This is a genomic window from Zooshikella harenae (assembly GCF_018837975.1).
Lineage (GTDB): Bacteria > Pseudomonadota > Gammaproteobacteria > Pseudomonadales > Zooshikellaceae > Zooshikella > Zooshikella harenae.
Genome location: NZ_JAGSOY010000029.1, coordinates 1 through 24,046, shown reverse-complemented (window position 1 = coordinate 24,046; position 24,046 = coordinate 1). Strand labels below are relative to the sequence as shown.

The 24,046-nt window shown below is 39.7% G+C and carries 18 protein-coding genes; 9 read left to right on the top strand and 9 right to left on the bottom strand.

Annotation, left to right across the window (positions count from 1 at the left end):
* Positions 1 to 11: 11 nt before the first annotated feature.
* Both KCG35_RS13195 and KCG35_RS13190 read right to left on the bottom strand, forming a co-directional pair.
* Positions 12 to 3,518, bottom strand: coding sequence for a GMC family oxidoreductase N-terminal domain-containing protein (locus KCG35_RS13195; protein ID WP_215820199.1), 3,507 nt, complete (start codon positions 3,516 to 3,518; stop codon positions 12 to 14).
* 739 nt (positions 3,519 to 4,257) lie between these two features.
* Entirely contained in the window at positions 4,258 to 5,883 is a 1,626-nt protein-coding gene (locus KCG35_RS13190; protein WP_215820198.1) for an RCC1 domain-containing protein, read from the bottom strand.
* Between the two features lie 750 nt (positions 5,884 to 6,633).
* Between KCG35_RS13190 and KCG35_RS13185 the strand changes: the two genes are divergently transcribed.
* The 3 genes from KCG35_RS13185 (at position 6,634) to KCG35_RS13175 (ending at position 8,280) form a co-directional block, all read left to right on the top strand.
* Positions 6,634 to 7,110 (top strand): hypothetical protein, encoded by a 477-nt coding sequence (locus KCG35_RS13185; RefSeq protein ID WP_215820196.1) that lies wholly within the window; start codon positions 6,634 to 6,636, stop codon positions 7,108 to 7,110.
* A 139-nt stretch (positions 7,111 to 7,249) separates the two neighbouring features.
* Positions 7,250 to 7,735 carry a GNAT family N-acetyltransferase gene (locus KCG35_RS13180; protein WP_215820194.1) on the top strand — a complete coding sequence of 162 codons (486 nt, stop codon included), beginning with the start codon at positions 7,250 to 7,252 and terminating at the stop codon, positions 7,733 to 7,735.
* Between the two features lie 23 nt (positions 7,736 to 7,758).
* Positions 7,759 to 8,280 (top strand): exonuclease domain-containing protein, encoded by a 522-nt coding sequence (locus KCG35_RS13175; RefSeq protein WP_215820193.1) that lies wholly within the window; start codon positions 7,759 to 7,761, stop codon positions 8,278 to 8,280.
* A 178-nt stretch (positions 8,281 to 8,458) separates the two neighbouring features.
* Here KCG35_RS13175 and KCG35_RS13170 read toward each other — a convergent pair whose 3' ends face one another.
* From KCG35_RS13170 to metE, 4 genes are all read right to left on the bottom strand, one after another.
* On the bottom strand, positions 8,459 to 8,953 hold the full coding sequence (locus KCG35_RS13170) for a GNAT family N-acetyltransferase (RefSeq protein WP_215820191.1): 495 nt from the start codon (positions 8,951 to 8,953) through the stop codon (positions 8,459 to 8,461).
* A 109-nt stretch (positions 8,954 to 9,062) separates the two neighbouring features.
* Positions 9,063 to 10,136 (bottom strand): oxidoreductase, encoded by a 1,074-nt coding sequence (locus KCG35_RS13165; protein WP_215820189.1) that lies wholly within the window; start codon positions 10,134 to 10,136, stop codon positions 9,063 to 9,065.
* A 140-nt stretch (positions 10,137 to 10,276) separates the two neighbouring features.
* Positions 10,277 to 10,492: a hypothetical protein gene (locus KCG35_RS13160; protein WP_215820187.1), complete on the bottom strand. Its 216-nt coding sequence runs from the start codon at positions 10,490 to 10,492 to the stop codon at positions 10,277 to 10,279.
* A gap of 139 nt (positions 10,493 to 10,631) precedes the next feature.
* The gene (gene metE, locus KCG35_RS13155; protein WP_215820185.1) at positions 10,632 to 12,938 is read right to left on the bottom strand and encodes a 5-methyltetrahydropteroyltriglutamate--homocysteine S-methyltransferase; all 2,307 of its coding nucleotides are present in this window, start codon (positions 12,936 to 12,938) and stop codon (positions 10,632 to 10,634) included.
* A 146-nt stretch (positions 12,939 to 13,084) separates the two neighbouring features.
* Here metE and KCG35_RS13150 point away from each other — a divergent pair, with 146 nt between their 5' ends.
* The gene (locus tag KCG35_RS13150; protein ID WP_215820183.1) at positions 13,085 to 14,002 is read left to right on the top strand and encodes a LysR family transcriptional regulator; all 918 of its coding nucleotides are present in this window, start codon (positions 13,085 to 13,087) and stop codon (positions 14,000 to 14,002) included.
* Positions 14,003 to 14,361: 359 nt separating this feature from the next.
* Here KCG35_RS13150 and KCG35_RS26955 read toward each other — a convergent pair whose 3' ends face one another.
* Together KCG35_RS26955 and KCG35_RS13140 are read right to left on the bottom strand one after the other, a co-directional pair.
* Positions 14,362 to 15,966 carry an ATP-binding protein gene (locus KCG35_RS26955; RefSeq protein ID WP_215820181.1) on the bottom strand — a complete coding sequence of 535 codons (1,605 nt, stop codon included), beginning with the start codon at positions 15,964 to 15,966 and terminating at the stop codon, positions 14,362 to 14,364.
* A 414-nt stretch (positions 15,967 to 16,380) separates the two neighbouring features.
* Positions 16,381 to 17,115, bottom strand: a complete 735-nt coding sequence (locus KCG35_RS13140; RefSeq protein WP_215820179.1) for a response regulator — start codon at positions 17,113 to 17,115, stop codon at positions 16,381 to 16,383.
* 524 nt (positions 17,116 to 17,639) lie between these two features.
* On the opposite strand from KCG35_RS13140, the gene KCG35_RS13135 reads away from it, so the two are divergent.
* The 5 genes from KCG35_RS13135 to KCG35_RS13115 all read left to right on the top strand — a co-directional run bounded on the left by KCG35_RS13135 (position 17,640) and on the right by KCG35_RS13115 (position 22,567).
* Positions 17,640 to 17,849: a hypothetical protein gene (locus tag KCG35_RS13135; protein ID WP_215820178.1), complete on the top strand. Its 210-nt coding sequence runs from the start codon at positions 17,640 to 17,642 to the stop codon at positions 17,847 to 17,849.
* On the top strand, positions 17,818 to 20,088 hold the full coding sequence (gene nrdA / locus KCG35_RS13130) for a class 1a ribonucleoside-diphosphate reductase subunit alpha (RefSeq protein WP_215820176.1): 2,271 nt from the start codon (positions 17,818 to 17,820) through the stop codon (positions 20,086 to 20,088). Before KCG35_RS13135 ends, nrdA begins: the two co-directional genes overlap by 32 nt.
* A 149-nt stretch (positions 20,089 to 20,237) precedes the next feature.
* Positions 20,238 to 21,368: a class Ia ribonucleoside-diphosphate reductase subunit beta gene (nrdB, locus tag KCG35_RS13125; RefSeq protein ID WP_215820174.1), complete on the top strand. Its 1,131-nt coding sequence runs from the start codon at positions 20,238 to 20,240 to the stop codon at positions 21,366 to 21,368.
* Between the two features lie 225 nt (positions 21,369 to 21,593).
* On the top strand, positions 21,594 to 21,881 hold the full coding sequence (gene yfaE / locus KCG35_RS13120) for a class I ribonucleotide reductase maintenance protein YfaE (RefSeq protein ID WP_215820172.1): 288 nt from the start codon (positions 21,594 to 21,596) through the stop codon (positions 21,879 to 21,881).
* Between the two features lie 206 nt (positions 21,882 to 22,087).
* Positions 22,088 to 22,567 carry a hypothetical protein gene (locus KCG35_RS13115; protein WP_309227380.1) on the top strand — a complete coding sequence of 160 codons (480 nt, stop codon included), beginning with the start codon at positions 22,088 to 22,090 and terminating at the stop codon, positions 22,565 to 22,567.
* A gap of 58 nt (positions 22,568 to 22,625) precedes the next feature.
* On the opposite strand, the gene KCG35_RS13110 is transcribed toward KCG35_RS13115, so the two are convergent.
* A partial coding sequence (locus tag KCG35_RS13110) for a cellulase family glycosylhydrolase (protein ID WP_215820171.1) occupies positions 22,626 to 24,046 on the bottom strand: 1,421 nt, incomplete at its 5' end.

Sequence of the window (24,046 nt, the reverse complement as noted above, 5' to 3'; positions counted from 1 at the left end):
TTTTTGTCTCCTTACTCAACAGGCTGTTTTATACCCTTTCCTTGGGGTATATATTTTATTTTTTTTGCTTCTGCAGTTTGTTCCAAATGTGCTAAAATTTCAGGGTAAACATCTTCTACTGCATGGGCACCAAATATACAATCAATATGCCCATATTCAGGAATAACTTTTCTACTGTATTGCTGTGATGGAAATTTTTCGCGTAATATATTATATGTGATTTCTGTACTTTCTGGTAAATAACACTGATTTTCCGCACCATAAATAAAGCAAATGGGTAAATTTAAACTGTCAATATTAGACATATAAATATCTTGCCCCTCAAAATTAACCACAATGCCTTTTCGACAAATCTCAGCCAAATGCTCAAATGTAGTAATATTTGCCTCAGCAAATAATTCATGGAGGTTACTATGCAATAAATTATTAAGTTGTGTATGCCGATACAGTGAAGCATAAAGAAATGTGATTCGGTGACAAACTGGGTTATTACATTGTCCTTGTGCTTCTTTCATTGCATAAATATCTAAGGCTTTATCATAAAGTCGACCCACCAAACTTTCATGATTATCGACATAAGCTGTTAATGACTCGACACCCAGCATGTCTAAAAAGCTTGGTAAATGAATACCTGTTTTTATTTTTGTTGCGGTAGGCACTACAATATTCGTAGCAATTTGAGAACACACAATAGAGCGTACATGCTGTAAACCCGCCAACATAGACATAAAAAAGGTAGTAGCGCCGTAACAATGCACTACGGCTTGAATAGTATCACAACCCGTTTTACTTCGAATGACATCGACTGCGGCGGGAAAATCATATTTTGCAACTTGGTCACCCGTTGATTGTTGCTTAGCCGCTGGTAAAGCAATACTGACTCTAAAATCCAACAACCAAACATCATAACAATGAGCATATAGATACTCCAGTAAATTAGTCTGAATTGTGTCAGTAGAAAAAATAGTCGAAGAAACACCTAAACCATGTACTAACATCACAGGGCCTTTATCGCCTCCATGATAACGTGTCAGACGCAGGTTAACATCATCTTCCGTTTTAAAAGGGTGAATGACAGGTGCCCTAACACGGAGCGGGCGCTTTTTACGAGGAGGGGCATCAGGGTTAAAACGCGATTCACTATAAAAGATACCACCATAAGTTTCCCAAAGAACACCCGCAAAATATTTTCCAAAACGTGCTTCAGCACTAAGCTTTTCAACTGCACTCGTCGTGTTCGTTGCCTTCATTGTGGTCATTTGCTTAAGAAAGTCTTCAGGTTCAATATGCAAAATACCTTTTCCTACGATACTTCCCTGATCATTATTACCATGATAAACGGTTACATAAAGCGTGGATGTATCAGGCCATATGTCAAAAACATCAGGATCATCGTTAATAACTTTGTAGCCACTAAAATAAAATTGCTTATTATTTTCAGCTGTTAAATGCATTTTATAATTCATGTGGCGAGTATCAGGTGTTTCAGGATATAACTCAAATAAATTAAATACGCCATTATTAACCAATAGCGGCTGATCAGAGAGTGTTGGCGCATTTAATGTACCAATAATTTGAGCCGCATGTTCAGGTGTTTTTAGCATTTCATCTAAATTATCTGAACTGATGGTAAGCGTAAATTCCATTGTAGAATTAGCCGATTTAGCTATCTTTTCTGCATCATGATAAGTATTTAGCGACTCCCCTGCTTCAAACTGTGTAGAAAAATAGCCTTTCATGGTCTCTGTAAACGTGATTCCAATTTTTTTTGATTTATTGATATCAGCTAATCGTTCTTTAGAGGGTTTTGAGGGTAAATCATAATGAATCGACCATCCCCGATCCTGTGCTATTAATGCACAACACCGTTCGGATATAGCAGAAATAGTCAGTAATGGGTTAACCGCAAGTGAAGTTGGTATTACAGAACCATCGGTGACGTAAAGGTCTGAATAAACAGCTGTGCCACTATTACCACTAAATACCTGACCTTTATGATTGACAACACCTTGTTCAGCATTTTCTCCCATCACAGCACCACCGAGAGGATGTACTGTAATCAGACTATGGTTAAACAGTTTTGTCCATATAGGGTTTTCAACATAGTCTCCACCTAGGGCTGCAGTCGCTTGTTTAAGCCGCTTATTCCCCACTTTAAAATTAACTTGCTCACCAACCTCAGGCCAGTTTACCCGTAGCTGGTCGTTTTCTAGTTTCATAACACCTTCACCGTTATCATGGCTCATAATTAAATAGGTTTGAGTGTTATTTATTGCACCATGGTAGGGACCACGAATTAAACTATCAGCAGCACGTGTTTTTTCTTTTATTTTATCAATAAAACCTGTATCTGTATCTTGACCAATTTCTTCTGCAGCCGCAGACAATGAAATAGGCATTAATTTACCCATTGCGCCAGGAATTGAACCTTCCTCAATCACCATACGACTACGCCAACTGTCTTCATTACGCATGTCAATTATGCTGGTGATACAGGGTCCAACAGGGTTAATCTCCCCCACCGGCAAATGCCCAAAACCAATGCCATTAATTGTTTGATCACAGTTGTAGCAAAACCCTAAAATATCACCGTTTCCACTGAAATTTTGTCCTAGTTGGTTCGATAAGCTAAGACCTTTCTCTTTTGAACGTAGCAAAATTTCTGTAGAACCTAACGTTCCTGCCGAAATGACCACTAAACTAGCCTTAATAAAAAGAGTAGGCGCATCAAATTTTTCTCTACCCTCATCAATAGGTTCATAATGTATTAACCAACCGTCATTATGCTTCTCTATGTATTTTACTAATACATTACAGAATATCTCTGCACCATGATTCCAAGCATCAGGTAGATAATTCATCAATGTCGTGTTTTTAGCACCATAATTACAGCCTGAAACACAATCACCACAGTTGGTACAAGCTGATTGAGGAACACCTACATGGTTAATACCATTTTCTGGGTCCTCAAAAGTGACATTTATAGGTGGACGATAGAAATTTTGTCCCATTGCTGCAGCAGATTTTTGATTAGCTTCTAGCTTAGGTAATGTAGGTGATGTTTCGGGATACGGCGTGGGTTTAAGCATATCTCTGGCACGTTGAAAACCCTCTTTCAGTAAAGTATCTTGATGCTCTCGTATTTTTTGTGGCCAGCGTTTATCTTCAAAGACTTTTGGTTCAGGCTCCAGAGAAACATTCGCATTAATAAGAGAGGTACCACCTAAACCACATCCAATAACCACATTTTGCTCTTTATTAACATAAATATCATATAATCCTGTTTTAGAACCAATGTGACCATCGGGTGTATGAAATTGTAAATCTTTAAGTGCTTCTTCCTCAGTATTTGGGTACTCACCAGGTAAAATTTCACGCCCACGCTCTAATAAACAGACGTTCTTTCCTGCCCTAGCTAGTCTCGAAGCACTTATACCTCCACCATATCCAGACCCAATAACGACCACATCATAATGTTCTTTAATTAATTCAATACTTAAGGATATTCTGTTCATCATGACTCTCTCATAGGCTTTATTTTTGTTTTTTCTCCTTGAGGTTAGCTTGTTTTGGAATGATTGCACGGCATGCACTTTAGCATTTAGAAAAACAGTATTTTTTATATAATTTTGAAAAATAAATAAAATTAAAATAATCTAATTTTTAGGGTGGCTTATAAAAATCAACTCAGGCCTGCTTATAAAAACTTGTCGAATATTGTAAAAAAACAGTAATTATTAATAATTCATCCTGTCGTTATTCATGTAATAACCCGCTTAAAAATCCTTCACTAGCCAGCAACAGTAAAATTTACTACTTTATAGGTATACCCATTGAATAAAGTAACCATTGGGACTTATATGACAAAGAGGCAAGCTACTGTAATTTCCCTGAAATAAATAGTTACTAGCAAAGCATTTTGGGGCTTTACTTTTTTTGGTGTTCTTTAATGCTATTGGCTCATGAACTACTACATGCATCTTCCTGATATTAATTGGTTCTCTTAGGCAAGCATTATAGGACACCTTATTTTTAGCAAAATGTGGGGTTGTAGTGGTTGAATTGGTTTGTGAAACAGGCGCGGGGAGCACCGTGAGCAGTAGAGCGCGAGGGTGGTTTTCTTGCTGAGTAAATTCCCCACCAAGTTCTAATGTGTCTTAAAACACTCTTGGCAGGGAAAATACAAGTTAAAAAGTCTGAACAGATAGAATAGGTGTAGGTTAAATTCTTTGGGTTATTTTGATCTTATTAAAGTACTTATGGCACATTAAGTTCTCCATTTTGATTGCTTCCCCAGCATTCAATGGATTTGTTGGGTCGTGTTCCACAAGTATGCTTAAAACCAGATTTAATATTAATAAACTGTCCATTTGGTGGTGATGCTTGTCCACTGTCATTTAGTCCCCAGCAGGTAACTGTACCTTCTGCTTTAATAGCACAGGCATGTCTCCAACCCATACTTACTTGTGTAAAGGTACCAGTTGGTGGATTGGTTTCACCTGATGTATCTTGTCCCCAACAAGAAATATGTCCAACAAAATCAATTGCACAGTTTTGTGAAGAATTCACACTTAATTGCTTGAAAGATCCACTTGGAGGAGTAGCTGCTCCGCTATGATTACTACCCCAGCATTGTATACTATCATCTTGTAAAATTGCACAGCTATGATATCCACCGAGATCTAATTGCTTAATTTTTGCATTGGATGGAGGATTGCTTGACCCTTTGCCCCAGCACACTGCCGCATCATCAGTGGTAATACCACAAAACTTATAGCTGCCTGAAACTAATCGCTTATATTGCCCCTGAATAGGATTTCGAGTCTCAGGACTAGCGATTTCAGAGCCCCAACAGTTTATGATACCTTGTGTATTAATTGCACAAGAATGCATATTGCTCACTGCAATATCAACATACTCTCCTGCTGGAGGAACAGATGCACCATCATAATTATAGCCCCAGCAATCTAACATTTTATTATCATTAATTTTGCAGTTATGGGTATGCTGAGTCGCTAAATTATTTCTAGCTAACGAGTCTATAGATAGTTTATAGCCAAGCGCTCGAAAAAGACTACGAAAATCATCATTAATATCGTAAGGAGGCTTACCATAAACTATGTTTAAATGAGAAAAATCATAGTTATCTTGAACTTTTAGCCATCTTGTACTTCCATTACTTTCTAGTCCTTTAAACCAGAAATCATTTGTGAAGTTAGCTATTTTGTATGTGGTCTTGCCATTTGTATCCACCTGTGTTTCTAAATAAATTTGTCTTTTATCATCACCAAAATGCAATCCTAAATCATATTTATGTAGATAAATACTACTGCCTTGGTTACAGGTTGGCCCACTCAAGCCACTACTACAACTATCTAGAACTGATGTCATACCTAAGATATGAGTCATTTCATGTCGAACTAAAATTCTTATGCTGTTTCGGTTAGCCGCTCTATTTTTATCAAAATTCCAGTGTATAAATCCATCACCCTTGTTGGGGATTTTTTCAAAACGACCATCTTTACTATATAATGCGTGCCCTTGGTAGTTTTGATTAATTCTTCTCCAAGCAACCGTAGCGTAATAGCTACCAAGGTAGTTTGCAGGAAAACTACCCGCTGTTGCGGAATAGTTTTTTCCATTACCATCATCAGTAAAATAAATTCTAACTGTAGCATTAGATGTAAACTCTTTGCTAAGTTCGTCTAAAAACTCTTGTACATTATTCCTTCGTTCTTTCATTTGTATGGGAGGTAATCCTCGACTAGCATCCCCATACCAAGAACTATTTGGTTCAAAATCTGCTATAAAAGTAGCGGCATAAGAGTTTAGAGAAAATAGCACTGTAGCTAGAGAAACAGAAACCTTTAGCGGGTTTAGCATTATAATATCCCTATATTTTTTTATTACATACTAATAAGATTATTTTTTATATTTTTAAGTATTAGAAACACAGCAACATTCAAAGTAACTCGAGGATATATTACTCTAAAGTGATGTACAGATTTAGCGCAATGATTTACTTCCTCACTTGTGGGCTACTGCATGTCTGCGATAGTAGTGTCAAGTATATATTAATGCTAGCAGGGCCATGAGTTCAACGTTGACACAGCTATCACGAAAAAGTGCTTTATTAGAGGTGCCCTTATGTGTATTTAACCTTGTTTACTAGAGAAGATAGCAATGTAAATAGTAATAAATAGTTGTATATAGTAATATCCTACAGATGTAGGATTGATAAAAATAATATAGTGTTATACAGCTATAGGTTATTAACATTCAAAATCTATAATTTGAACCAGTGTTTTGATATGCTGATCGTTTTCTGTGTAAAAATCTCTATAACCAAAATAAAAACAGGGAATATCCCTACCATCCATTTAAAGCATCAAGGTAATGGTGTTAATATAGAACTGTAAGTTTATTAAAACCTCTGCTGGTCTAGGGCGTATTTATATGTTACCCATTACAATAAACGATACTTTTCGGTTTTCAGCCTTGACGCTTAAACAGCTTTTGATGCAAACCGGCCTTACTTATGACTCCTTAGTTTTAACCTCGCTGAGAAGAGCAACATCATTGTATCGTAGTGACCAATAATAACCATCTTTGATTACCATAGGAGAGATTGCATTGTACTTTCCAAAACCAGGGATAAAAAAACACCCTAAAAAAAGGTGGAACCAGCCAGACCGTACTTTTTTTGGCTTTGGGGCATGCCATATTTTAGCCAGTGTCTATCTCGAAAAATTTACAGATAAAGGCTTTTATGCTTTGAGAATTATGCCCAAAGCAGGATTTTATGGAAACCACATTTTTGTCACTGATGGGATTGTTGCTTTCGACTTTCATGGATATTCGCTTAAGAGCCAACTCATTGCTCATTTTTGGAAAGGCTGGGCTGAGCGTAATCCAGGATGGGAAGCCTGTATAGAAGTTGTTGATTTTCCTCTGCTCGAAACAGCTAGCCTAAATCAACGGAAAATGCTAGGCCCTAATCAATACTTACACAGCCCCATTGAAAGGGCAGAGAAATTTCTCAACCGATTTGATCATGAGAGGCTTATATTATCGGTTTACCAAAAAGCTAGAAAACACTTAATCTATTAAGTTATCATTTAACTTGTGATTAATTGTTAAAACATTTATTAGTAACCAAATACTGTGTCTACTAAAAGCTTCATAAGAGCGCTCTACTACATGCTCATTAATATTTATAAGACCCGTTGTTATGTAGACTGGAGTACTCGTGATTGTGCATATTCAAGAAGAAGACCTTGATGAAGTTACTGCTATCTATAACTACTATATACAAAATACAGTAGCAACATTTGAAGAAGATACCGTTTCAACAAGTGATATTCTATATCGTATAAATAATGTTAAAGAGGCTGGGCTACCTTGGCTTGTAGCAAAAGACGAAAATCAAACCATAGGCTATGCTTATGCAACATTATGGAACTCAAGGAGTGCTTACAGAAATACAGTTGAAATCTCAATATATTTAAAACATGATGTTATTTCCCATGGTTGGGGCACAGCACTTTATACTATGTTGTTTGAACTACTTAAAGGTTTATCAAAGCATACGGCTATAGCTGTTATTACATTACCCAATCAAGCCAGTATTGCCCTTCATGAGAAGTTTGGTATGCAAAAGGTAGGTCACTTTAAGCAAGTTGGATTTAAGTTTAACCAATGGCTTGATGTCGGATACTGGCAAGTAAAACTATAACCCATTTAGGAATAAGAAAATATATGACTGTCATTGTTGTTGATGTTGAAACTGATGGCCCCATTCCCTACGAGTACTCAATGATTTCTTTCGGTGCGGTTATCGTAGATAATGATTTGAATAAAACATTCTATGGTAAGCTGAAACCGATAAGTAATAAGTGGATTCCTGAAGCACTTGCAATCTCAGGCTTTTCTCGGGAAGAAACTATGACCTTTGACGAACCTAAAAAAGTGATAGAAAACTTCGCTTCATGGATTTCAAATCACGCAAAGTCTCGCCCATTGTTTTTTAGCGATAATAATGGCTTTGATTGGCAATTTATTAACTGGTATTTTCATTATTTTACTGGTAACAACCCTTTTGGATTTAGTTCCAATAATATTGGATCACTTTATAAAGGCATGGTCTCTGATATGTTTAAAAATTTTAAACACCTTAGAAAAACCAAACATACCCATAATCCCGTTGATGACGCTATGGGTAATGCAGAAGCTTTGCTATATATGAAAAATGATATGGGTCTTAAGATCAGCTTAAAATAAGAAGTTGGTTCAGAAACACCTTCCAGGGAAGGATTCACCACGTGTTCGAAGGGCGTTATGCAGACTATAGGCAAAGGTGCTTTAGAAAATAGCTTTTTTTATAAAGGTATAAGTTATATACGATTGCCCTGCTTTGCCTACTGACTCATATTGTTAATTAGCCATTGGCTTTCCTTTTTTATTTAATCGAAAAATACACCATATCATCACGCTCATATAATTTTATATTACCTTCCTGTTGCATACCTAGTTTTTCCATGACACGAATTGATGCTTTATTTTGACTCACAGCAGCACCAAAGACTTTTTCACCTATGCCATCAGCAAAATAATTATCCAAACAATTTTTAGCCGCTTCAAATGCAATGCCCTGCCCTGCAAAAGGCGTTGCAATACTGTATCGAATATCACGAAAATGCGTAGTAGCTATTGTTTCAATACCCACATAGCCAATTTTTTCTGACGGATTCTGTTTTGCCGTAACTACATAAGTACCAAACCCTTTTTGCCAGTGTTCACAACGCTGTTGCACATAGTTTTTAATTTCTTCTTGTGTATAAGACTCACCCTTAGGTAAATATCGAGTTAAATCAGGGTCACTTAAAATTTCGGTAAATATATCAATATCATCCAGTGTTACTTTCTTTAAAACTAATCGATCCGTATAAATCATATTACTGCTACCCTGTACCCCTAAATATTCAATTTTTATTCGCTTAATGATGCTAGCCACTCCCTGGCTTGTACATAAGAATATAACTAAAAATATTTTCTTAATTATATTATTCGTAATGCCCCATTTCCCAATAATCATCAACTGATAGCGTTTTACCTTTATCACTACTTAAAATAGCCAACTCCACCAGTTTAATGACATTCAGCCCTTCTTCTGCAGTCACAGGTACATCGTGACCTTTTAAAATAGCTTCAGCAATTTCCAGATAATAGTTTTGGTAACATCCATCTTCAGTCGCTATTACTTCTTGTTGTTCTTCAGTGTACAAAATACCGTATTGCTCAGCATTATCCTTACCCCATTTAGGGATCACACCCCCAGAGTTTTCTATGGGTTTTATTCCTGCTTTAAGCTGTTCTTCCTGAGGGTCTAGGCCGAATTTAATAAAAGCCCCTTTGCTTCCCTGAACTTGAAAGCGAATATTGGGTGCTGCACAATAAGGGCTGCCATGCAATACCATTTCTAATTGTGGGTAGTGCAATAACACATGAAAGAAGTCAGTTGTCGTAGAGTTATCTCGCAGAGGAATACAGCGTGCTGTTATTGCTTGGGGTCGACCAAATAAACACAAAGCCTGGTCCAGCAAATGTGATCCCAAGTCAAACCAAATACCTGTTCCTGGACCAGCCTGCTCACGCCAACGGTCTCTCACCATCGGACGAAAACGATCAAAATGTGATTCCACATAACGAACTGCACCTAACTTACCACTTTTAATAAGCTTCTTAACGGTTAGAAAATCACCATCCCAACGACGATTATGGTAAACAGAACAAATGACGCCTTGTTGCTTAGCGAGCGCTACCAACGCATGGCCTTGAGCACTATCCGACACCATAGGTTTTTCAATAATGACATGTTTTTTGGCCTGAAGACATGATGTTGCCAATTCATAGTGGTACTGACTTGGTGCAGTAATAATCACCAGTTCAACCGCTGTATTTTTCAGCAGCTCACTCATATCGGTATAGGCTTTAACTGCAGGTAGGTCTTTGTTTATCTCATCAGGCTTACTGCTCTTAATTGCGACCAGATCAAAATGGTCACTGTTTATCAGAAAGGGAATATGAAATGTTTTTGAAGAATAACCATAACCGACAACTGCTGTTTTAATCGTCATATCTTAGCCCACAATTAACTCATTACATGTGGACCTACTTAAGCACACCTGAGCAACATTGGCTTACATAGATCCACTTAGTTATTTGTTTTAACATGACAGATTCTATACTAAAGTCCAACTCCCTTTCTAATGAATACTTAGGATGCCATTTGCTGTAACTGCAAACCTTCCTCAATCAATCGCCACTTCCGTACATAGTGCGTAATTTTTAACCCATCAAATACATAAAACTCGCCATCTGTTTTAAAGTAACCTCGAACGACTGAACATGAAAAAGCCGGATCAACAACAAGGTCAACCCGGCTGGATGGAGGAGGTAACGCACAGGAAATATCTTGCCAAAGTTGATGCATAGGGTGAACACACTCCTTACTGTATATAGATACAGCTATTTTATCGAGTCCACCCTATATATACAACCAGAACCGTCTATACATACACCTTATAATGGATACAAGTAGTATGAATCACTCCTGACCTTTAGCAATAACCTCATGCAGTAGAAGATGCTAAATCAGCCTGCTTTTCAGCTTGTTCAGAGACAAGTGATTGACGTAATTGCTTAGCCGCATTCACCATGGCAGCCAAAGCACGTTCACATTCATCCCAATTCCGTGTTTTAAGTCCACAGTCTGGGTTCACCCATAGCCGTTCAACCGGAATATATTTAATTGCCGCTTGTAGGAGCTTAACAACATCATCAGCGGTAGGCACACTGGGTGAGTGAATGTCGTATACACCAGGCCCAATTTCATTGGGGTAACTAAAGGCTTCAAATGCCGCCAGAAGTTGCATTTTTGCTCGTGTACTTTCAATAGTAATCACATCCGCATCCATCGCTGCGATATGCTCAATAATACTGTTGAAATCGCTGTAACACATATGAGTGTGGATTTGTGTGGTAGGTTTAGCACCCGCTGATGCAATACGGAAGGCACGTGTTGCCCAATGTAAATAATGGGCTTGTGCTGCTTTTTGTAAAGGCACCCCCTCTCTAAATGCAGGCTCATCAATTTGTACAATGTGAATACCTGCTTTTTCCAGATCAGCCACTTCATCACGTAAAGCAAGAGCAATCTGAAATGCACTGACTTCAGGCGCCACATCATCACGAGGATAAGACCACTGGAGAATTGTCACGGGTCCTGTCAACATGCCTTTCACAGGCTTATTGGATAAGGACTGAGCATAGGCACTCCAACCTACCGTCATCGGTTGTTGCCGCTCTACATCACCAATGACAATAGGTGGACGTACACAACGAGAGCCGTAACTTTGTACCCAACCATACTGAGTAGTTACAAATCCTGCTAATTGCTCAGCAAAATATTCCACCATGTCTGTTCGTTCTGGCTCACCATGAACCAATACATCAAGATCCAGGGCTTCCTGTTTTTGAATAACAAACTGAATTTCTTTTTGTAATGACTGATGATACTGCATTATGTCGATATCCCCTTTGCGAAATTTTGCACGCAACTGACGTATAGCTGAAGTTTGGGGAAATGAGCCAATAGTGGTGGTTGGTAGCAATGGCAATTGCAGTAATGCCCGCTGAACTTTAGCACGCTCAGCATAGGGTTGTGAGCGCTGTTCAGCTTGAGCTGTTAAAGTCGCCAAACGTTTTTGTACTACTGGACGCACAGCAAGTTGTCTGGCTTGAACACCTTGATCTGAAACCTCAAGCTGTGCTGCAATTTTTGCTTCCCCCTCACATAAACCGAGGGATAATGCAGATAACTCATGTAACTTTTGAATTGCAAAGGCAAGCCCTGGCTTAACCTTTGTATCCAGCTGCGTTTCCAACTCTAAATCAACAGGTACATGCAATAATGAACAGCTAGGGGCTAACCATAGATTGTCACCAAAGGCCTGATAAACAGGTTTAAGTGTCTGCAACAACTGACGTAAATCGGCACGCCAGACACTTCGTCCATTAATAATACCCACTGAAAGCACTTTGTAACGGGGTAAACGATCTACCACACTTATTAACTGCTCTGGAGCGCGAACTGCGTCAATATGCAAGCCCGCAACAGGTAAATTAACAGCACACGTTAAATTATCGCCTAGCCCAGCAAAATAGGTTGCCAACAGGATTTTAACAGACGCTGTTTGTAAGTGATGGTAAGTTTGTTCATACGCCTGACGCCATTCAACAGAAAGGTCTAAGGTCAACGCTGGCTCATCTAATTGCACCCAAGCTATGTCCAAATCAGCCAAATGCTGCAACAGTTGTCCATATGCTTCCAACAGCGCAGGCAGCAAGCGTAATTTATCTCCTTGCCCAGACACTTCACTTAACCACAAGTAAGTAACAGGACCAACCAATACAGGCTTCACTTGATGACCTAACTGCTGTGCTTCTTTTATTTGAGCCAACAGGTCGTCGACATGTAACTGAAAGCCCTGGTCTTCCTCGAGCTCAGGCACTATGTAGTGATAATTAGTATCAAACCACTTCGTCATCTTACACGCTGCCAGCGTTTCTCCCTGCTGCTGGTAGCCTCGCGCCATAGCAAAATATTGTGTGAGTCCCTTAGGTAGATGATGAAAACGTTGGGGAATAACACCCAACCAATTGGACATATTTAGAACATGGTCATACCAGGCAAAATCACCCACTGGCATTAACTCAACACCTGCTTCAGCTTGTTGCTGCCATGCCAGTTTTCTTAATGTTTTACCCTCAGTCTGAAGTGTTTGCTCATCAATATCACCTCGCCAAAAGGCTTCGACATGCTTTTTTAACTCCCGACGTTTACCAATACGGGGAAATCCCAGGTTATGTACACTCATGATGTTCTCTTCTCATTGCCCAAAAGGTGATGGCCTACACGCCGTGCTTTCCGTAGATGCGGCATCCATAGACATTAGTGTCAGTCAGAGATAAACTTGAAACAATCTCATTTTTTTTATCTTTAACATGAGAATTTCTAATAAACATGCTTGAACTCCGTCACCTGAAGACCTTGTTAGCCTTATATGAGTGTGGAAGTTTAGTGGCTGCAGCAGAGCGCTTACATGTGACGCAATCAGCACTATCTCATCAAATTAAAGACCTGGAAGATAAAATCAGCGGATCACTCTTTGTTCGCAAAAGTCGGCCACTGCGCTTAACCACTGCAGGTTATAAATTACTGCACCTCGCTCAGGAAGTTGTGCCTCAAGTAAAAGCAGTGGAACGCGAGTTAGGACGACTAGCAACGGGGGAAACTGGGCGGCTACATATAGCCATTGAATGCCATAGCTGTTATCAGTGGCTGATGCCAACTCTCAATCAATATCGCCAGCACTGGCCAGATGTGGAGTTAGACTTAGCCAGCGGGTTTAATTTTGCACCATTACCCGCCCTCTGTCGTGCCGATCTGGATTTAGTCGTCACCGCTGACCCTGAACCGCTCGATGGCATTAGCTATATTCCATTATTTAGATATGAAAGTTTGCTGGCTTTGCCTAAAGAACATCCACTTACCAAAAAACGTTTTATTGAGCCACAAGATCTTGCCAGTGAAACATTAATTATTTATCCAGTAGAACAAGGACGACTGGATATTTTTAAACAGTTTTTGGACTTAGCCGGTGTTGAACCAAAAGCAATTCGCACATCAGAATTAACACTGATGATGATTCAATTAATTGCCAGTGGCAGAGGTGTCTGTGCTTTACCCAATTGGGCTTTAACAGAATATTTAGAAAAAGCCTATATCACAGCAAAACCTTTAGGCAAAGAAGGCGTTTGGTCAACACTCTATTTCGCGGCTAGAGATGACCAACTTAATGCACCTTATATGCAGGATTTTATTCTAACAGCCAAAGATACCTGTGTAGAAACACTACAAGGCATTACGCTGCTAAAATAAAAATAACTGAAAAAAATAATTATTTAAAAAAAAGAGCTCTATCAAAGAGCTCTTACTCTAACAAGGAGATAAAAGAGAAAGTTCTAACTACAACCTCACTTTCACTCATATAGGATAAATATCCACAGCAAATGGTTATTTACTACCGATCTCGGCGTTTCCTATAGAAGTAATTGTATTGTCACAAAATTCACTGTTCACTTCTATGATAGCTTTGTAAACGTTGGAAACAATCTGTAATTAAATCAACAAGTTGAAATTAACGTACTATTTTATACATTTAAAATCAGCCATTTTTAACATGGATGCAACATAAGTCGTGCAATGCATTCTTGTTCAAGAAAAAAATAATTATCTCTCTACTGACGACGAGGCCACACAATACTAAAACGAGCCCCACCCATTTCACTATGCCCAACTAATGCTCGTCCATTATGCCAATACACTATGCGTCGTACGATGGATAAACCAAGTCCATACCCACCTGAAGCCCGGGTACGGCTATCATCCAAGCGTGCAAATGCAGTAAATACACGATCCCACTCATTTTCGGGAATACCTGGCCCATCATCTTCGACATCAACCCGGCATGTTTCAGAGGTAACGGTATAACGCACGGTCACTTTTGTTTTTGCATATCGCAGCGCATTACCCACCAGGTTTTGTATAGCACGCTGCATATAACGCCGCTCAACTTCTGCGCGCCGTTTAGGCTCAGAAGCTGGACAAGGGATATGCTCCAGCGCAATACCATTCGCAAGCGCCAAGTGTTCTTTAATGACCTGGGTAATGATGTCATCCACATCAATTCGTTTAAAATGTAAAACAGGTGATCCCTGTTCCAAACTGGCATATGTTAAAATCTCATCAATAAGATGATCCAACTCTTGAATATCTTTATCCATTCCACCTAAATAATTTTCACGCTCATCCGCCGATTGCGCATCCTCAACCATTTGCAAACCAAACCTCAATCGAGCCACAGGCGTTCTTAATTCATGTGAAACGCCACGGATCATTTCTTGCTGAATACTCAACAAACGCTGTATATGTGAGGCCATTCCATTAAATGCTCTCGCCAGCCTACCCACAGAGTCAGAACCTCGAACATTAACCCGAGCATCCAGATCGCCCCGAGAGATCTTCGTTGCGGCCCGCTCCATTTTACGCAAGCGCTTTTCCAGTCCACGGACCAAGATATAAATCGCCAGACTAATTGATGAAAAAGCAAAGAGGCTAATCGTAAAAACTAACTTAAAAGGGTACATTTCTAAAAAACGAATGGGGCCTACTTCTAGTACTTGTTGAGTCGCATCTAACCCAACATTACTTCCTCCTTCCAGCCCAACAAACAACCTGATTGAACGCGCATCGGGTCCTAGCAACATGACCATATGCCCATCACGTAAACGCTGTAAATTTTGTGCTGATAAGCCACTGTCTGCTGCCTGGTGGTATGATAGAGGGTAAGAAAACACGTGTTGTAGTTCTGCAACCTGAGCTTGACGATGATGAAAAGGCATACTGATCAAATGTTGCTTAATTAACATCACAGAACCGTAGGCCAACTGCTCTGAAATGCTAGTCACCCTGCCACGTAACAACGTATGTTCATCCACCATGCTATATACGTGTGCTTTTTCAGGTGTCAGCTGACTTACCACAACCTCTTTCTCCTTCAATCGAGCTAACTCAGCTTGACTTAATGTTGTCCGTTCAGCCTCAACAAGCACTAATGGAATACCTAATAAATGTTCTGCTTGTTGTAAAAGCAATAACTGTAAATCTTCCGGTTTTCCTGCTAACTGCATTGCCACAAGATTGAATGTGCCTTGAGCTACAGATTCTTGGTAATCCTGTAAGCGAAAACTATTAATAATGGTGACGGCTAACCCCGATAACACTGCGACCAGAATCAGTGTAAATAGCAACCCACCATAAATACGTAAAAAAATACTGGTCACAAGCACTCCTAAAAGGAATCAAGGGTCATCAACAAATGAATAGAAAAAATGAATTCAAAGCAAAAACAAACACAGGCCGTTTACCCTCATCAAGGGTATACCCATATCAGTGAGAATAATCTTACTCAATGAGAGCTTATTCACCGAAGTATACTCAGCTTTTAATAATTACGCTGTGCTAGGATCTCACTTATACAGGTGTATATGCGCTGCTTTTTAGTTACCCCGTCATGCCCTAAAAATAAGACAGAACAAGCCTCAACGAGAAACAAGCATTATTGAGCAATAATAAAGGAAAAAATTTGCTTTACCCAAATACACAAAAACCAGACAAAACGATAAAGTTTGTCTGGTTTTATTGTATAAGGCATATATTCATCATGCTTATCAGAAAGTGCAACCACCTTCACTTAATTAAGCGTTGATCACACCTGCATCTTTAACAAACAAATACCCTTTACTTCGGACTGTTTTTATCAGTCGAGGGTGTATTGGATCATCACCAATTTTAGGGCGAATGCGAGAAACACGAACATCAATGGAGCGATCTTGACCATCGTATTCAATACCGCGTAAAGCAAGAAAGATTTCTTCCCTACTAAGCACACGTCCTGCATTACTGGCAAGCAACCAAAGTAAATCAAACTCAGCGCTTGTCAACTCAATACTTTCGTCCCTTAGCCAAGCTTCACGCATCGCATTATCAATGACTAAAGGCCCAAACACCAAGCGTGTCGTAGAGTCGCTCGGCGCTATAGTTTCTACCACGTCACCTGGTGAGCGTCGCAGTAATGCCCGAATCCGTGCCAAAAGCACTCGAGGCCGTACAGGCTTAGCGACATAATCGTCAGCCCCCATTTCCAACCCTAACACTTGGTCCAGGTCGTCTGTTCTTGCTGTCAGCATTAAAATAGGACCTTTATAAGCTGGTCTTAGTCGACGACATATGGAAACGCCATCTTCTCCAGGCAACATAAGGTCCAGCACCACAAGGTCGGGTGTTTCACTTAGTATACGGTCAACTGCTTTAGCACCATCATTTTCAACAGATGCACTGATGCCATTACGTTCAAGATATTCCTTGGTAAGTCTGGCTAAATCTTCATCATCTTCGACGATCAATATACGACCAGTTTCTGAATGTTCCACTGTAACTCTTCCATCCTTCGCCGACGAGCCGTCATTTTACCGACACTAAAAATAGATCACTATTGCGTTATATAACTACTTTATGACGCACTCAACAAAAAAAAGCCTAATTTATTCACAAAGGTATCGTCATTACCTTAATAAGACAATTAGCACATGTTTATTTTGACCAAATTAATCGAATCAGAATACGTCTTTGAGTACCCCCATTACGATGGTACTAACTAATCTATGACTCTCAAGGATAAACAATATTCATGTTTGGTAATAGCCGTATTGCAATTTTTATTAACTGTTTCATAGGCTATTTTCAGAGTATGTAGCCACTCACCTCACCGTTTACTCACATTTTATACACAGGCTCTCCCCAGGATATTAAACTTGCATTAAACGCAAAACCGCATTATCTTGTGTTTAGTAGATTAAAAAACCCAATATCTAGTTTTTAATCACTTTACACGATGTAACAAACTTTACTGAGCACACATCAGCGCCTAGCACAACAAATCATTAAGTAGAATATCTTGTTTGATAATGCAGCCAAGCATTATCCAGCAGTCTTAGAGGTTTTCTCCCCTCTTTGTTGTCAACTGACACGGAATTTCTGTCACCTTACTGATCAATTGACTTACATTTGTAGTCAAGGCGTTGTTTTGTGGATGTTTTATCGACCTGGTACTGCTTTATTAGGTAATTGGCTACATGAACAACAACCTTCTGGTTACCAAACGTGATGGGCGTAAAGACCCACTTGATCTTGAAAAAATTCACCGAGTTATTACCTGGGCTTCTGAGGGCTTGAATAATGTCTCCGTGTCACAGGTTGAGCTTAAGTCTCACATACAGTTTTTCGATGGTATAAAAACCGCAGACATCCATGAAACACTTATCAAATCTGCAGCAGACTTAATCTCCACTGAGGCTCCTGATTATCAGTATTTGGCTGCTCGTTTAGCCATTTATCATTTACGTAAGAAAGCCTACGGGCAATTTGAACCCCCTACTCTTTATGAGCATGTTTGCCGGGTTGTAGATCTTGGTAAATATGATCGCCACTTATTATCTGATTACACCAAAGAAGAATTTGATCAGATGGACAGCTTTATCCAGCATCAGCGAGATATGAACTTCAGCTATGCTGCTGTCAAACAGTTAGAAGGCAAGTACCTTGTACAAAACAGGATTACAGGCGAGTACTACGAAAGCCCTCAGTTTTTGTATATTTTAATTGGCGCTTGTTTATTTAGCCCATACCCAAAAGAAACTCGGCTGGATTATATTCAGCGTTTTTACGATGCAGTTTCTTTATTTAAACTATCGCTACCTACGCCTATTATGGCAGGTGTTCGCACACCTACACGTCAATTTAGCTCATGTGTGCTGATTGAGTGTGATGATTCGTTAGACTCCATTAATGCAACTGCCGGTGCCATTGTAAAATACGTCAGTCAACGTGCAGGTATTGGGGTGAACGCTGGACGTATCCGTGCTTTGGGAAGTGCTATTCGTAGTGGTGAAGCTTACCACACAGGCTGTATTCCTTTTTACAAACACTTTCAGACAGCCGTTAAAAGTTGTTCTCAAGGTGGTGTTCGTGGTGGTGCTGCAACCTTATTTTATCCCGTTTGGCACCTTGAAGTTGAATCTTTACTGGTGCTAAAAAATAATCGTGGCGTTGAAGAAAACCGTGTACGCCATCTTGACTATGGTGTCCAATTCAACCGACTGATGTACCAACGCCTGATTAAAGGTGAACACATCACATTATTTAGCCCTTCAGATGTACCTGGTCTATACGACGCCTTTTTCGAAGATCAAGAAAAATTTGAACAGCTGTATGTACAGTATGAAAATGATGAAAATATCCGAAAACGTACTGTAAAAGCAGTAGAACTCTTTTCACTGTTTGCTGCTGAGCGGGCCAGTACAGGTCGAATTTATCTACAAAATGTTGATCACTGCAACACACACAGTCCGTTTGATCCTAAGCAGGCTCCTATTCGTCAAAGTAATCTGTGTCTGGAAATTGCGCTACCCACTAAGCCACTGACCCGCATCGATGACCCGGAAGGTGAAATTGCACTGTGTACACTGGCTGCATTTAACCTTGGCGCAATTGAAGATCCAAATGAGTTAGAGCCACTCGCCGATCTTATTGTAAGAGCCCTGGATAGTTTGCTTTCGTATCAAGATTACCCCGTTCCTGCAGCACAAAACTCCAGTTTAAATCGTCGCACCTTAGGTGTTGGGGTTATTAACTTTGCTTATTACTTGGCTAAGCATGGCGTGAAATACTCTGATGGCTCTGCGAACCCACTTACCCATCGTACATTTGAAGCGATTCAATACTACTTGCTGAAAGCATCTAACAAGCTTGCTAAAGAGTTTGGTGCATGCCCCAAATTTAATGAAACGACCTATGCAAAAGGTATCTTGCCTATTGATACCTACAAAAATGATGTTGATAACATTTGTAGCGAACCACTTCACTTAGATTGGGAAATGTTACGTCAGGATATTCGAGAGTATGGCTTGCGTAACAGTACACTGAGCGCATTAATGCCATCAGAAACATCCTCTCAAATCAGTAATGCAACCAATGGTATAGAACCTCCACGCGGCTATATCAGTATTAAAGCCAGTAAAGATGGTATTTTAAAACAGGTCGTTCCTGACTATCAAAATCTGCAAGAAAATTACGAACTACTGTGGGATATCCCCAGTAATGATGGCTACTTACAATTAGTTGCCATTATGCAGAAATTCATTGATCAAACTATTTCTGCTAATACCAATTATGACCCCAGCCGTTTTGAAGGCAGCAAAGTGCCTATGAAACTGCTGCTAAAAGATCTCTTAACAGCTTATAAACTTGGTGTAAAAACGCTTTACTATCACAACACGCGTGATGGAGCAAAAGACGCTCAAGATGATCTGGATGATGGTTGCGCAGGAGGTGCCTGTAAAATCTAAATGGGTAAGGCATATTGCCTTACCTCATTCCCTAAAAGTAAACCTCTGCAAATGATTTTTAAGGAACACGCTTAGCATGAGCCTTCACTAAAAATCTTTCGTTTAGGGGTATAAATTGGGTTCGCTTGATAACAGGCCTGATGATTTCTATGAAATACACTACTTTTAATCGCGAACAGTTTGATGCCACCAAAGAACCCATGTTTTTTGGTAAGTCCGTCAATGTCTCTCGTTATGATCAACAACGCTACCCTATTTTTGAAAAACTCATCGAAAAGCAGCTTTCATTTTTTTGGCGTCCAGAAGAAGTTGATCTCTCAATGGACCGCCGAGACTTTATGGGCTTACCTGAGCATGAGCAACATATTTTTATCAGTAATCTAAAATACCAAACCTTACTGGACTCAATACAAGGCCGATCTCCTAACGTTGCATTTCTACCACTGGTATCAATCCCTGAACTCGAAACCTGGATTGAAACCTGGTCATTCAGTGAAACAATTCATAGCCGTAGTTACACCCATATTATTCGCAATGTGCTGCCTCAACCAGCACAAATTTTTGATGATATTGTTGTTAATGAAGCCATTGGTAAACGGGCCACAGATATTACCCGTTACTATGATGACCTTATTGCCAGCACCAATTACTACTTACAGCTTGGCCCTGGTCAGCACGTCATTAATGGTCAAACGATTAGCATTTCACTTCGTGACATAAAGCGTAAGCTTTATTTAACACTAGTTGCTGTGAATGTACTTGAAGCCATCCGCTTTTATGTGAGTTTCGCTTGTAGTTTCGCTTTTGCTGAACGCGCCAAAATGGAAGGCAACGCCAAAATTATCAAGCTAATCGCTCGCGATGAAGCTTTGCACCTAACAGGTACGCAGCATATGTTGCAAATTATGGCAGCAGGAGACGATGACCCTGAAATGGCTGAAATAGCTAAAGAGGTTCGTCCTCTTGCTGAAAAAATCTTTACTGATGCTGCAATGCAAGAAAAAGAATGGGCTGGCTATCTGTTTCGTGATGGATCAATGATTGGTTTAAATAAAGACATACTGAGCCAATATATTGAATACATCACCAATCAACGTATGCAGGCTATCGGTTTTAGCGCAGCTTTTGAAACCAAACAAAACCCACTGCCGTGGATGAACTCATGGCTGGTCAGTGATAATGTTCAAGTAGCCCCCCAAGAAGCGGAAATCAGTTCTTATCTAGTAGGTGCTATTGATAATGAGGTTGATAACAGCGACTTTTCTGATTTTGACTTATAGCCTTAAACACTTCCATAAGCAAATAACAAACTAGGTTTATAACGATAAAAAAACCTAGTGGATAAGGGTATTTTAAGACCATACCCTTATCCCATTTCAAGAATAGTATGCTATCACCACCCCTCCACAAGGAGGCTGTCGCAAAAGGTCAGGAGCACTGTAGTTTTACGACAGCCTTCAAGGGTCCACATAAACTAAAACAGTCTACACACTTCTAATGTCACCATGGCAAAAATCATAAAAATACAAGACGAATTCAGCTTTATTCCCCGTAGTGAGCATACAATACTTGAAGCATTAGAAGCACAAAACATTGCAACAGAATATCAATGTCGCCAAGGGTTTTGTGGTGTTTGCCAGGTCACGTTATTAGATGGCGAGGTTGATTATATAGAAGACCCCATAGCCTTTATTGGTAAAGGAAAAATACTCCCCTGCTGTTGTAAAACAAAAACAGACATCACTATTGAGCTGCCTTATCCTGCTCCCCCCATTGGCAATGAAAGCGAATAATCAATGCAACAATATGTTGTCTTTCATCAATAACTTAATAGCTCTACCACATAAAAAACTTTACTTGTATCACAAAAATAAATAGAATTCCCAAACTCTTGAACTTGCAAGTCAGTTCCAAAACTGGCAAAGCAAACCTCGCATGCGGCCGCATTATTTTTAGCTACATATTACCTTACTATTTAGAAGTAAGTGGGGGCTTTATTGTGTTGAAAAAGACTCTTGCGGTAGCAGGCATTATTTCTACGTCCTTTATTTCTGGTTGTGCCAGCATTGTTAGCGAAGATGTTTATCCCGTAGCAATCAGTAGTACGCCTGCATCAAGCACCTTTATTATCCAAAACGAAGAAGGTCAAACCATTCACCAGGGTACGACACCTGAAACAGTGTCTTTAAATGCTGGCAACGGTTACTTTTCAGGTGCTGACTATACCGTTACTTTTAGCCGTGAAGGGTATAACGACTTAACTATTAATTTAGAAAGTACTGTTGATGGCTGGTATTGGGGAAATCTTTTATTTGGTGGTTTAATTGGCATGCTGATTGTTGATCCGGCAACTGGCGCTATGTATAAACTACCTGCTGAAATAAACTCAGACCTGACACAAAATTCAAATCAACTGAGCATTATGACACTCGATGCTGTTGCACCTGAAGATTTGTCTAAACTGGTTAAACTGAACTAATTAATTGACCTTACCCCTGCTTATTTAAGCAGGGGTAAGCTTTATCTGCTAAATACGTTTATTTTCGTGCTGGGCGTATTTCAACCCGATAGCGAAGGTCATCCCCCTTAGTAATAAGTGACAAAATCTCTCGCTTCTCGTCCCAATGTTGCCGCCAAAACTGTTTAGGTACATTAACTGTAAGGGTCCATCCTTCAGGAAAGTGTCTACGTTCAGGAATATAAATTTCAGTAGGCCCTGTAATACCCTTTCTAGTGATAAACTCCAAAGTAAAATGTCGTGTATTCGCATCATAAAGATAAGTTTTAGGTTTTCCTGCTATTGCTCTTGGGTAAACCCGAACCAGCTCATCAACTAAAGCCGTTTCATTCCCATGCTGATCTGTGGGTGACCAGCTACCTGGGTCATTTGACCAAAGCGCCCAGCCCGCTTGCATATAATCAGCAAACTGCGTCACATCACGAATAAACTGTGTAGACCCTTTCTGTTGAGGGTTAATACCAAACTCGCCAACCACTAAAGGCATTTGTTGATTATCCAACTCCCTGGCTCGTGCGGATGCCCAAGACTTAAAAACAGTCAAGTCACCGTTATAATCTCCACCTTCATGCAATAAGGGAGGATAAAAATGTGGTGCATAAACAAGTCTTTTTTCGCCCTGACGACTATCCTTAATAACGGGTAAGGCTGATGCAACCCCGAAATTAACACCTAAAGCCTGAGGTTCAACAAAAATCCACGTGTCATTATCTACACTTCGAATCTTCCGTATTACCCGCTCATAAAAAGGTTTCAACCAAGCGGGTTCAAACAATGGCCAGGCAAGACTTCCACCATAGGGTTCATTCATCACATCATAGCCAATCACATTTGGCTCATCTTTAAAGCGTTGCGCTACATGCCGCCACATAGCTGCATAGTGGTCTTGCAAATAACTATGGCTACCATCATAACGCCAAAAGTTATCAAAAGAGCGGGTCACGCCGGGTTCAAGGTAAGTAAGCCACCAAGGAGAACGGGGTTTAGCGGATAAACCATCTGTAACAACAGCCCAACCAGGTGCACCATCCCCGCCAAACTGGATAGCATACAAGTCTTGATGCATATCTAATAAAACATACATCTTCTGTTGTTGATACCAACGAATACGTTCAGCAACTAAATTTAAGTAGTGTTCATCATAAACACCAGGTGAAGGCTCTATCGCATCCCAAAAAATCAGTAACCGTACGAAATTAAACCCCCATTGAGACGCTTCTCTTTCAATATCTTCAGGTTGGATCCAGGATAATCGCTGTGGATGCTGCTTTGCACTACTACTGGTATTTAATCCATGTAAAATAAGTGCACGCCCCTGATCATCCGTTATATAACGTGGTTTTTCCGCTACAATTTTACATGCAGATAAGACAAAAATTAGACTCAATAACAAAACTGAGTGCAACACTCGCATGCTATGCTCCTTGCTAATATTATTTT